Genomic DNA, 11,726 nt, shown 5'->3' with positions numbered 1-11,726 from the left:
TTTGTGCGTTTTTAATATCCATTATGCTTTAGTTAAAACTATTTGTTCGTTTTCTTTTTCTATGAGTTGTTTAAAATACGCTTTTAAAGTTTCATAATACAAAGGCGATATAATTGATGTATTCATTTTAGCGTCTATTAATAACTGTATTGTTGATCCGTTTTGAGATAATATATATTTAAACATTCCTAAATCATCTGGTAAAACTAAAGCAGTACCTTCTGGTATTGACTCGACTTTATAGCCTTCTGGCACGTTAATTGTTATTCTGTATGTGCTTGAAGATGGGTAACCAAAATCTACTGGAAATTCTCTTTTTTCTAATTTAAAAGGATTTTCTTTTGTTCTTAAAAAAAATAAAGGTGAAAAATATATTTTATCGCCTATAATATCGGCTTGACTTTCTTTAAAAAATTTATACGATTCCATGACTGGTTTAGACAGCTCAACAGCATTTGCTACTTTAAAATCCGAAATTTCTAAACCATCGTATTTGTTTTCAAGTTTCTCTAAAAAATCATTTTCATCTACATTATTATAACGTTCTCTGTATGATAAAGCTGAATGATTTGTTTTTATACTTCTGTAATTCCCTTCTAAATCGCCTTCTTTAGATAAATTAGCCATCATTGAAATTGAAGTTTTAGAATTAGTATTAGGGTACAGACTAATTAAACTAGAGGTTCCGTCTTTTTTAATAATTCTGCCATCCCAATTTAAAGTTCTGAATGGCAATATATTTGGCGAACCATATTTATTGGTAGCATCTAACAACACATTACCTGTTGGTAACTCGACACAAGAAATTACATAATTATAGCCTTCTCGTGTTGGAAATAAAGGTATTCCGTTATGCCTGGTACTAACTAAAACGGGGTTTGCCTCTAAACCTGCGTAACGCAACATGGAGGTGAGCATCAAATTAATTTCGGCAACATTACCAACCTGTTCTTTATATGCTTTCCTAACGCCATCACTAGTATATTTACCATAATAGCTATTCCATTTTACTCTAGATTTTACAAAATCGAAAATTAAATCCATTCTTTTTCTAGGGTCTGAAACGGCACCTATAAGCACGTCGATATCATCTTCATAATATCCAGATTTATCTAACTCTGCACCAAAACTGGAGCTTTTATAAATGGTTTTAACCACATCTTCCCATGTTGTGGAATAATATTCTATTGTAGACTGTGGCATTTTCACAAAGGATAATTCGTATTTAACTGACGACCTATAATTGTTTATATTATTTACATAAGGCTCTTCTTTTAAGGCAGGGATATTATCTAAGTTATAGGTTGTTACTTCTTTCATAAATTCTAAATCTGAAGAATTAAAGCTTGTTTTGGACACCCTATAACCCGTTCTGCTTTTACTACTAAATGTTATTTTATCTCTTTTGTTTTCTATTTTAGGTTTTATTTGTAAAAACCCTTTCATATTTACTTTAAAATTATAATACTCTGGAGCTTGAAATTGGGCCTCTAACTTTTTTATTGGAATAGCATGCTGGAACTGAAACTCATCTATATTTTGATAAAAAGGAGATGTTATTCTGTACTCATATTCCACAACCGAACCTTCTTTGATGTTAGGCATTGTAAATTTAGTCTCGTTACGGTATTTTGATTTTTCTGTTTTAAAAACACCATCTTTTTTAAGTTTAACATCTTCAATTTTACCATCAACTAAGTTATAAGTATAGGCTTTTAAACCAGTAGTATTTTCTTGATGAGAACCACTCTTATAAAGAGTTATAGCTTTTGTAGCATAATCAAACCCTTCTTGATTATATATTTTTATGCGTTCGTGCACTTCGGTTATAACCTGAAAACCCTTATCTTTCTGATATTCAAAAAATGTTTTTCTGTATTTATATAAATATGCTGCACTTGCCGATGAATCTAATGGGTTAAATTTTTCTTGTAGTTCTTCTTTTGAAACTTTACCAAATTTATAATCTTGAGCTATAGATATTTGACAAATAAATAATATTGTTAATGTTGTAATTACATTTTTCATTTATTATTCTTTTTTAATTAATGCTACTTTGGCGTTATCTTGTTTTGAAACTTCTTTATAAAATGTTCTAAATTTACTGTAATCTTCTTTTGGGAATTCGCCATCGTTAACTACAAACTCTCTTTTATAAAGCAAAGTGTTTTCGTCTTTAACAACAACTTCGGATTTATAAGTCCCAAATTTATTTTCTATGACTTTCTTGTTTGGTAACGATTCTACTTTATAATCTTGTGGTAATGTAATTTCAACCTCGTCAATATCTTTAAAACCCCTTTTTATTTTTAAAGGTAACTTTCTGTCTCTATATCTATCTGGAATATGTGTATTTCGGTTTAAAGCATTAATCGTTATAAGCATTCTATTTGCAACTATTTTAGGGTAATTTGTTGCTTGAAAATTTAGAGTTTCAGTAAACACAATATTGTCTTTGTTATTAATAATTTCTATATTATCTATAATTATATTATTAATATATCGCCAGCGTTTTTTGTAGTGTTCATCTAAATCTCTTTCAGTTTTAGATTCTAGCAAATATTTATCGTCGTATTGAATGCCTTTAGAATTAACTACTATACTTACATTAATAGCTCCATCATTAGACACCGTATAATTGCCTTTAATAATTTGCGTATTTTCTTCTGTGTTATATTTTTTTGTGTGCTTGATTTTTCCGCCTTCTGGCGTAATTACTAGTACATCTCTATCATCAGTGAAATCTCCAATAAAGCCAAATGGTAGTTTTTGACTGGTGCATTCAAGCCAAACTGTTTCATCATCATTTGGTATTGAAAGAATAACATGATTCCCTTGAATTGAAGTAAAATCTTCCTCAATATTTTTTTGAGAACTTCCGGCGTAAACTACACTATAATTAGATTCAATATTAGCTGCTTTTAAAAGCGACATGGTATAATTAGTTAGTGCTTTACAATCGCCGTAGCTTAACCTATCTACCTCTGATGCGTTAAACGGCTTCCAACCACCAATACCAACTTGCACACTTATATACCTGACTTTATCTTGAACATATTGATATATTTTTTTAGCTTTATCAATATCATTGGTTTCATCTTTAACTAAATTTTGAATGTCGTTGATTGTCTTTTCTGGTAAATCGTGAGTCACTTTAATTAAATCGTGATACATCCATTTAGCAAAATCATCCCAATTTTCAACAACCGTATTTACGCCTTCTAGAGTGAATTGTTTTGAAGCAAATAAAACCTTTGGAGCGAAATCTACCATAGACGGACTATAATCTTCTGGCTTAAATGCTGTCAAATTTTTTGTTTTATATGAAATTTCACCTACACTGTCTTCTTTTTCAATATCTATATTTTCAATATTTTTTTCTTTCTTTCTAATGGTAATATCCTCAGGATAATTAATAGTATAAGAGCTTGTTTCTGCACTAACAAAATAATCATCAATTGGTGTAAATGATGGAATGAAAGCTGTATTACCTGTAATAGTTTCATAAGTAAACTCAATGGTATATGGGTAATTAATGGGTGTGTACTCTAAATATTTTACTCTGGAATCTGAATATAAAGTACCTCCATCTACAGCACTAACATCTTTAAAATCGTTCTTTCTTATTTTCTTTATTTCGTTACCAAAAGCATCAAAAGCTAAAACTTCAAGAGTTTTAATTTTTACATTGTTATCGTAATGCACATAGGCATCAATATTTTTGTTTCCTTGTTTATTTAATACGGTTATAATTCTTTTTTCTTTAACAGACATTTCGCTAGAAGATTTTAACGAAATAACAAGCTCATTAAGCCTAATAACAGCATTGGAATTTTCTCTTAAATCTTTAGAAATTGTTAAACTAGAATATAAACTATCTTGAGAAAAAACAGTTAATGTTGCGAATAGCATTACAATATTCGCAATAGGTTTTAGAGTCATAGTTTGATTTTTTAACTAGATTAAAGCCATAAATATAAAGGAACAAAACCCATATTTATATGAGGAAAATCATATTTTCAGAAATTTCTCCTCGCTTTTTTAATTAAAATTCTTACAGCTAATATAATAAAACAAGGGAAAACTATATACTTTATTTCACTAAAAATAACACGTAGTCCCCATTCTGAGAAAAACTTTTCTATACCAATAGGTGATACTTTTATTTCTCTAAAAGGAAAGAAAAACCGATTGTTATTAAACGGAATAAAAAAACCAACGCCTTCTCCACCACTCGTCATGGCATCTAAAACTCCGTGCGATATTGTGGATAACAATATGACTAAAAACCAAATAAGTTTATGTTTTCTACCAAAAGCAAACATTAAAACAAGTGCCCATAAAAGAGCAAAAACAATAGAATGTGTAAATCCACGATGTCCAAAAGGGTGCAAATATGGAATTCCAAATTTAAAACCTATAACATCAAAATCTGGTAATATAGTTGAAAAAATAGCACCTAATAAAAGTAATTTACTATGTTTAGTATTAATTAATTTAGTCAAAGTATAACCAACCACACTATGCCCAAAAACTGAAGCCATTTACTCTTTATTTTTGGAATCTATTATTATAGTTACAGGACCATCGTTTAGTAGTTCTACTTTCATATCGGCACCAAACTCTCCTGTTTGGATTGACTTCCCTAAATCTAATTCTAACTGATTAATAAAAGCTTTGTATAACGGAATGGCAACATCTGGTTTTGCTGCTTTAATATAACTAGGCCTATTTCCTTTTTTGGTTGATGCGTGTAATGTAAATTGACTCACTACAATAACATTGCCATTAACATCTAGCAATGATTTATTCATTACATGATTTTTATCATCAAAAATGCGAAGATTTATTATTTTATTTGTCAACCATTTTACATCCTCTTGACTATCTTCATTTACAATTCCTAAAAACACTAATAATCCGTTTTCTATTGAAGCTACTTTTTCACCTTCAATAGTTACACTTGCTTTTGAAACTCTTTGAATTACTACTTTCATTCCTTTTCCCAAGTATCAGTTCTATAATGCTCGTCTTCGCCTTCAATAATTTGCAAATAACTTCTGTATCGTGAAAAGGCTATTTCATCATTGTCTAAAGCTTTTTTTACAGCGCAATTTGGTTCTTTAGTATGCAAGCAATTATTGAATTTACAATCTTGCTTTAATTTAAATATTTCGGGAAAATAATCACCTACTTCTTCTTTATCCATATCTACAACACCAAAACCTTTTATACCTGGTGTATCGATAATTTTGGCATCGAAACTTAAATCGAACATTTCTGCAAAAGTTGTAGTATGTTGCCCTTGCATGTGTTGTGTGGAGATTTCTTTTGTTTTTATATTTAATGAAGGTTCAATCGCATTTACAAGTGTCGATTTGCCAACTCCCGAATGACCAGAGAACATACTTACTTTTCCTAACATTAACGCTTTTACCTTATCTACATTTTTACCTGTAACTGCAGAGACACCAATACACTCATAGCCAATTTTTCTGTAAACATGTGCTAAATATTTAACTTCATTTAGCGTATCTTCGTCATAAGTATCAATTTTATTAAAAAGCAAAACTGTTTTAATAGAATATGCATTAGCTGTAACCAAAAAACGATCGATAAAACTGGTTAGTGTTGGCGGATTGTTTATAGTAATCATTAAAAATACCAAATCGATATTCGCTGAAATAATATGTGTTTGTTTAGATAAGTTTACTGATTTTCTAACAATGTAATTTGTCCTGTCGTGTATCTTATGAATAATCCCAGATTCTTGATTATTGTCGGTTTCCAATTCAAAATCTACAATATCTCCAACGGCTATTGGATTGGTACTTTTAATACCTTTTAAACGAAATTTACCTTTTATACGGCATTCGTAAGTCTCCCCTAATTCGGTTTTAACGGTGTACCAACTCCCTGTAGATTTATATATGCGTCCTGTCATTCATTTAAATAAATCACAAAATAACAATTTTTATATTGAATGACCCTAATCAATATAAAGGCTTTTTACAAAATTAATAATCTTTTATACTGCCTAAAATCACACCTTTAAATCAAAAATAAACATTTAATCGTATTTTTTAATCACTTTGTCGTATATTTTTATATTTTAGCATCTTAATTTTAATCAAAAATCAACAACATGAAAAAATTATTTATTGTTTTGGCTATTAGCCTTTTTGCATTTATGGATGCAACTGCTCAAGTTGAGTACAAAATTGTAACTAGTGTAGAGTCTATTGTACCTAATGGCTTAGGGCGTTCAAGAATTATTAGTGCTAATGAGACAAAAGATTACAAACAGTTTACTTCAACACAAACAGAAGAAGATAATACTCGTAATAAATCTAAACGTAGCGAAATAAGAGTTAAAGGATTCGATGAAACTAAACTTTTAAATTTTTATAATTTAGGTGGAATTCGTTTTCAAAACATTGCTGCTAATGATGCCCTAATCGAATCAAAAATAAACACCATGATTGAAGAAGGTTGGGAATTAGCTTTTGTAACTAGTGGTGTAGAAAGTGAAGGCGGAAAAGGTGATGGGCAAGGTATTTTTATCACGCGTTATATCTTTAAAAGAAATAAACAATAATTTAATTCTTTTTTACATAAAAGCCTCATTGTAATAATTATTACAATGAGGCTTCCTTTACTTATAATATACTTTAATCAATTACCCATTAATTATCTTCTCTTGATGATTTATAGATTCCTGGTGAATAGCTTTAAACATTTTTAAAATAAACTCTTCACTCAAACCATGGTCTTGTCCTTCCAAAACCATTTTTCCTAAAATTTCATTCCAACGCTTACTTTGTAAAACGGCAACATTTTTTTGTTTTTTAAGTGCTCCAATACCATCTGCAGCAACCATACGCTTACCTAATAAACTAATAATTTGATTATCTACAACATCAATTTGTGCTCTTAAATTATCAAGAGATTTATTATACTCTGTTTCAGAATCTGTTTCTTTTCTTATTTTTAAATCCTTCATAATTTGTACTAAATTAGATGGGGTTACTTGTTGCGCAGCATCACTCCAAGCATTATCAGGGTCAAAATGTGTTTCAATCATTAACCCATCAAAATTCAAATCTAATGCAGCTTGAGACACATCAAAAATCATATCTCTCTTACCTGTAATATGAGACGGATCGTTAATTAAAGCAATGTCTGGATACTTATTTTGAAACTCAATAGCTAATTGCCACTCTGGGTTATTTCTGTATTTAGATTTTTCGTAAGTTGAAAACCCTCTATGAATGGCTCCAATATTTTTAACGCCAGCTTTATAAATTCTTTCTATACCGCCTAACCATAAGGCTAAATCAGGATTTACAGGATTTTTTATTAGCACTGGTTTATCTGTACCTTGTAAAGCATCGGCAATTTCTTGCATTATAAACGGACTTACCGTAGAACGTGCTCCAATCCACAATAAATCTATATCATGCTCTAAAGCTAATTTTACGTGTGCTGCGTTAGCAACCTCGGTTGCTGTTTTCATACCAGTTTCTGCTTTTACCTTTTGCAACCATTTTAAACCCAAAGCCCCAACGCCTTCAAACATTCCAGGGCGTGTTCTTGGTTTCCATATACCTGCTCTAAAATAGCTAACATCTGTATCTTTAAGCTCGTGTGCTATTTTTAATACTTGCTCTTCGGTTTCTGCACTACATGGTCCTGCTATTACTAAAGGATGATCTAATTTTAAATCATCTAACCAGGTTCTCATTTCTTTTTTGTTTTCCATAATTTCACTACTTAACTAATTCCGTTTAAAATATCTTTTATATAATTGGTATCTTTCATCTCGTTAAAAATCGCATCAAAATCGTCTTGTTTCATTAACTCTTTAAAATGTGTGAGATTTGTGATATATTCTTCTAATGTTTCAATAACATTGGTTTTGTTTTGTTTAAAAATGGGTGTCCACATTTCTGGCGAACTTTTTGCTAATCGAACGGTTGATGCAAACCCACTACCAGCCATATCAAAAATATCACGTTCATTCTTTTCTTTTTCAATAACTGTCTTACCTAGCATAAATGAACTAATATGAGATAAATGCGACATGTAAGCAATGTGTTTGTCGTGTGCTTCTGGATTCATATATCTAATACGCATCCCTATATCTGTAAACAATTTTAATGCTTTTTCTTGAAGCTTAAATGTAGTTTTTTCAACCTCGCAAATAATATTTGTTTTGCCAACAAACAAATTAGGAATTGCGGCACTTGGACCAGAATGTTCTGTACCTGCAATAGGATGCATGGCTAAAAAATTTCTTCGTTTGGGATGATTTTCAACCACTTTACAAATATCTACTTTAGTAGACCCTGCATCTACAACCAATCCATTATCCGAAATTTTATCTAAAATAGTTGGCAACAATTTTACCGTAGCATCTACTGGAATAGAAACGATAACTAAATCTGCATGCTTAATATCATCTAAAGTGGCTTTTTTATCAATTAAATTAAGTGATAAAGCAGTTTCTAATGTGGCATCTTTTCTGCTAATACCATGAATAATCATATCTGGATTATTCTTTTTAATATCAATGGCAAGACTACCTCCTATTAAACCAACGCCTATTATGTATATATTTTTCATTCTTACTTTATTCTAGCTATTGCTTCTTGTAAAACTTCTGTTGAAGCACATAAAGAAAACCGAATATACCCTTCACCTTGACTTCCAAATATGGTTCCTGGTGTTATAAAAATATGATTCTCTTTAAGTATTAAATCGATAAACGCTTCTGCTTTTATTAACGCTGGTAATTTTGCCCAAACAAAAAGTCCCGTAGCATTTTTATCGTAAGTACAATGTAAAGCATCGGCTAATTCCCAAACTAAATCTCGTCGTTCTTGATATACGCTATTCAAAGTACTGAACCACATTTTAGAACATTTTAAAGCTTCAATAGCTCCTTTTTGAATGCCATAAAACATACCAGAATCCATATTGGTCTTAACCTTTAAAATATTATTAATATGCACGCTATCTCCAAGAACCATACCTACTCTCCATCCTGCCATATTAAAAGTTTTGCTTAACGAATTAAGTTCTAGACACACCTCTTTTGCACCTTTCACACTCAATATACTTTTAGGTGAATCGTTTAGAATAAAACTATACGGATTGTCGTTTACTATTAAAATATTATGGCGTTTTGCAAAGGCTACTAAATCTTCAAACAAGTTCTTTGTTGGTTGTGCTCCTGTTGGCATGTGTGGATAATTAACCCACATTAATTTTACTTTACTCAAATCCGATTTTTCCAAACTCTTTAAATCTGGCAACCAATTATTCTCTGCATCAAGTTCGTAAAAAACAGGTTTTGCACCTACTAACTTTGTTACCGATTGGTAAGTTGGATACCCTGGATTTGGAATTAAAGCCTCATCGCCTTCATTTAAATATGCCATCGAAATATGCATAATCCCTTCTTTACTTCCCATTAATGGAAGAATTTCTGTATTTGTACTTAAGTTTACCGAAAAATGCGTTTTATAAAAATCTGCAATAGTTTCTCTTAATTCTGGAAGTCCTTGGTAACTTTGATATTTATGTGCATTCACATCTAATAATCCATCAGTTAATGCATCAATTACTTTTTGTGGTGGATCCATGTCTGGGCTACCAATGCCTAAATTAATAATGGGGTTCCCTTTAGCAATAAGCGTATTAACTTCTCTTAATTTTTTAGAAAAGTAGTATTCTTCAACGGTATGCAATCGGTTAGCAACTTCAATCATATCTTGGCATTTTTATATTCTCCTAAAACTTTAAATTTTGTTGCCATAATTTCTACTATAGATTTTGCTTTTTTATAATCTTCATAAGCATCAAAAGTTACATCAACAAAAAAAGCGTACTTCCATGGGGTTTCAATAACTGGCAAGGATTGAATTTTAGTTAAATTCATTTTACAATCACTTAATACATTTAAAATAGCGGCTAAACTTCCTCTTTTATGATCTAATTGAAACTTTATAGATGCTTTATTAATTTGATCAATTCCATTATTAGGTTGTTCTGTTTGAATAATTACAAACCGCGTAGAATTATCCTTCATGGTTTGAATGTCATCTTCAAGAATTTCTAACCCAAAAATTTCTGCTGCAATTTTAGGTGCTATTGCTGCAACACCTTTTAATTGATGTTTTTCAATTCTTTTTGCAACCTCAGCGGTATCAACATCTTCAACTAATTTAATATGCGGATACTGCTTAAAAAACTCTTTACATTGTAACAGTGCCATAGGATGCGAACACACTTCCTTTATATCTTCTATTTTCTGATTTGGCAATGCCATTAAATGATGATGAATATTCAAATACCTTTCTCCACAAATGTGTAGGTTATACTTATCTATTAGTGCATAATTAGGAATAATAGAACCTGCTATTGTATTTTCTATAGCCATAATGGCTTGACTAGATGTTTTATCTAATAAACTATCTACCAAAGTATCAAAAGACAAACACTCTTTTAGTAAAATATCTTCACCATAATAGTCTCGTGCCACTTTATGATGATTTGATCCTTTCGCACCTTGTATAGCTACTGTTTTTATCATATATAAAAAAAGTCCCGATTTTCATCGAGACTCATATTAAAATTTATAGTTATAAATTATACATACAACGCCTCGTTCCTTTTGCTAAAAAAGAAATAAAACCAGTTGTTAAAATATGTATAATGCATTGTTGTTGTCTTAAATACGTGGCTAAAGTAATTAATTATTTAAGAAATCAAAATTGTACAAATAGTTTTTTGTTCATTTATTAAAAATTTTAAAGATTTTACAGTAAAACTAATATAATATTAGATAATCATTATTTTTGAATAAATATTTTAAATATGTCTATAGAGGTTAAAGAAATTTCGAAACATTACGGAAATCAAAAAGCTTTAAACAATATTACTTTTAAGGTTGATAAACCTGAAATTGTTGGTTTTTTAGGACCTAATGGCGCTGGTAAATCGACTATGATGAAAATATTAACCACCTATGTTAACCCTACAAATGGTGTTGCTAAAGTAAATGGATTTGATATAAATGAAAACTCCCAAAGCGTTCAGCAAAGTGTTGGCTATTTACCCGAGCACAATCCGTTGTATTTAGATATGTTTATCAAAGAATATTTGGTTTTTAATGCGCATATTTATAAAGTTTCCAAACAACGTATTGCCGAAGTGATTGCACTTACTGGTTTAACGTCAGAAATTCACAAAAAAATTGGACAGCTCTCCAAAGGCTATCGACAACGTGTAGGTTTAGCCAATGCTTTATTACACGATCCTGATGTTTTAATTTTAGATGAACCTACAACAGGTTTAGACCCTAATCAACTTATAGACATTAGAAATCTTATAAAAAACATTGGAAAAACCAAAACCGTATTTTTATCTACGCATATTATGCAAGAGGTTGAAGCGATGTGTGATCGTGTTATTATTATTAATAAAGGGGAAATAGTTGCTGATAAAAAGTTGACAGAACTTCGCGAAGGCAAAGAACAAACCGTTATTGTGGAGTTCGATTACCGTGTTGAAGATGCCTTTTTATTAAAACTACCTAAAGCAGAACGCGTTGTAAATACTTATGATTTTGTTTACGAAATCACATTTAAAACCACTGAAGACATGCGCTCTTACGTGTTTGATTTTGCACACGATAATCAATTAAAAATTCTTCAACTCAA

11 protein-coding genes are annotated in these 11,726 nt (G+C 30.5%); 2 read left to right on the top strand and 9 right to left on the bottom strand.

Annotated elements, in window-relative coordinates; genetic code table 11:
• Positions 1–21: 21 nt before the first annotated feature.
• The 5 genes from AADI82_RS10000 to rsgA all read right to left on the bottom strand — a co-directional run bounded on the left by AADI82_RS10000 (position 22) and on the right by rsgA (position 5,944).
• Entirely contained in the window at positions 22–2,028 is a 2,007-nt protein-coding gene (locus AADI82_RS10000) for a DUF3857 domain-containing protein (protein WP_341216303.1), read from the bottom strand.
• Between the two features lie 3 nt (positions 2,029–2,031).
• Positions 2,032–3,942, bottom strand: coding sequence for a DUF3857 domain-containing transglutaminase family protein (locus tag AADI82_RS09995; RefSeq protein ID WP_341216302.1), 1,911 nt, complete (start codon positions 3,940–3,942; stop codon positions 2,032–2,034).
• 77 nt (positions 3,943–4,019) lie between these two features.
• A complete protein-coding gene (locus AADI82_RS09990; protein WP_341216301.1) occupies positions 4,020–4,544 on the bottom strand; it encodes a metal-dependent hydrolase in 525 nt (174 codons plus the stop codon).
• Complete coding sequence (gene dtd / locus AADI82_RS09985; protein WP_341216300.1) at positions 4,545–4,997, bottom strand: D-aminoacyl-tRNA deacylase; 453 nt, start codon at positions 4,995–4,997, stop codon at positions 4,545–4,547. It lies immediately after the preceding gene.
• Positions 4,994–5,944 carry a ribosome small subunit-dependent GTPase A gene (gene rsgA, locus AADI82_RS09980; protein WP_341216299.1) on the bottom strand — a complete coding sequence of 317 codons (951 nt, stop codon included), beginning with the start codon at positions 5,942–5,944 and terminating at the stop codon, positions 4,994–4,996. Before rsgA ends, dtd begins: the two co-directional genes overlap by 4 nt.
• Positions 5,945–6,145: 201 nt before the next feature.
• Between rsgA and AADI82_RS09975 the strand changes: the two genes are divergently transcribed.
• Positions 6,146–6,598 carry a hypothetical protein gene (locus AADI82_RS09975; RefSeq protein ID WP_341216298.1) on the top strand — a complete coding sequence of 151 codons (453 nt, stop codon included), beginning with the start codon at positions 6,146–6,148 and terminating at the stop codon, positions 6,596–6,598.
• Between the two features lie 81 nt (positions 6,599–6,679).
• Here AADI82_RS09975 and AADI82_RS09970 read toward each other — a convergent pair whose 3' ends face one another.
• The 4 genes from AADI82_RS09970 to AADI82_RS09955 are packed head-to-tail and all read right to left on the bottom strand — an operon-like array spanning position 6,680 to position 10,597.
• Complete coding sequence (locus AADI82_RS09970) at positions 6,680–7,762, bottom strand: bifunctional 3-deoxy-7-phosphoheptulonate synthase/chorismate mutase type II (RefSeq protein WP_034043234.1); 1,083 nt, start codon at positions 7,760–7,762, stop codon at positions 6,680–6,682.
• An 11-nt stretch (positions 7,763–7,773) separates the two neighbouring features.
• A complete protein-coding gene (locus tag AADI82_RS09965) occupies positions 7,774–8,625 on the bottom strand; it encodes a prephenate dehydrogenase (RefSeq protein ID WP_341216297.1) in 852 nt (283 codons plus the stop codon).
• Positions 8,626–8,627: 2 nt separating this feature from the next.
• Positions 8,628–9,773 (bottom strand): aminotransferase class I/II-fold pyridoxal phosphate-dependent enzyme, encoded by a 1,146-nt coding sequence (locus AADI82_RS09960; RefSeq protein ID WP_341216296.1) that lies wholly within the window; start codon positions 9,771–9,773, stop codon positions 8,628–8,630.
• Entirely contained in the window at positions 9,770–10,597 is an 828-nt protein-coding gene (locus AADI82_RS09955; protein ID WP_341216295.1) for a prephenate dehydratase, read from the bottom strand. The genes AADI82_RS09960 and AADI82_RS09955 overlap by 4 nt, the downstream gene beginning before the upstream one ends.
• A gap of 284 nt (positions 10,598–10,881) precedes the next feature.
• Between AADI82_RS09955 and gldA the strand changes: the two genes are divergently transcribed.
• Positions 10,882–11,726, top strand: an 845-nt coding sequence (gene gldA / locus AADI82_RS09950; protein WP_341216294.1) for a gliding motility-associated ABC transporter ATP-binding subunit GldA, incomplete at its 3' end; no start/stop codon positions are given.

Source organism: uncultured Wocania sp. (assembly GCF_964021735.1).
Taxonomy (GTDB): domain Bacteria; phylum Bacteroidota; class Bacteroidia; order Flavobacteriales; family Flavobacteriaceae; genus Wocania_A.
The sequence above is the reverse complement of the archived record's forward strand: the minus strand, read 5'-3'. Positions and strand labels throughout refer to the sequence as shown.

Coding starts and splice junctions, on each gene's coding strand:
- AADI82_RS10000 (WP_341216303.1), bottom strand. CDS start 2,028: ATGAAAAATGTAATTACAACATTAACAATATTATTTATTTGTCAAATA.
- AADI82_RS09995 (WP_341216302.1), bottom strand. CDS start 3,942: ATGACTCTAAAACCTATTGCGAATATTGTAATGCTATTCGCAACATTA.
- AADI82_RS09990 (WP_341216301.1), bottom strand. CDS start 4,544: ATGGCTTCAGTTTTTGGGCATAGTGTGGTTGGTTATACTTTGACTAAA.
- dtd (WP_341216300.1), bottom strand. CDS start 4,997: ATGAAAGTAGTAATTCAAAGAGTTTCAAAAGCAAGTGTAACTATTGAA.
- rsgA (WP_341216299.1), bottom strand. CDS start 5,944: ATGACAGGACGCATATATAAATCTACAGGGAGTTGGTACACCGTTAAA.
- AADI82_RS09975 (WP_341216298.1), top strand. CDS start 6,146: ATGAAAAAATTATTTATTGTTTTGGCTATTAGCCTTTTTGCATTTATG.
- AADI82_RS09970 (WP_034043234.1), bottom strand. CDS start 7,762: ATGGAAAACAAAAAAGAAATGAGAACCTGGTTAGATGATTTAAAATTA.
- AADI82_RS09965 (WP_341216297.1), bottom strand. CDS start 8,625: ATGAAAAATATATACATAATAGGCGTTGGTTTAATAGGAGGTAGTCTT.
- AADI82_RS09960 (WP_341216296.1), bottom strand. CDS start 9,773: ATGATTGAAGTTGCTAACCGATTGCATACCGTTGAAGAATACTACTTT.
- AADI82_RS09955 (WP_341216295.1), bottom strand. CDS start 10,597: ATGATAAAAACAGTAGCTATACAAGGTGCGAAAGGATCAAATCATCAT.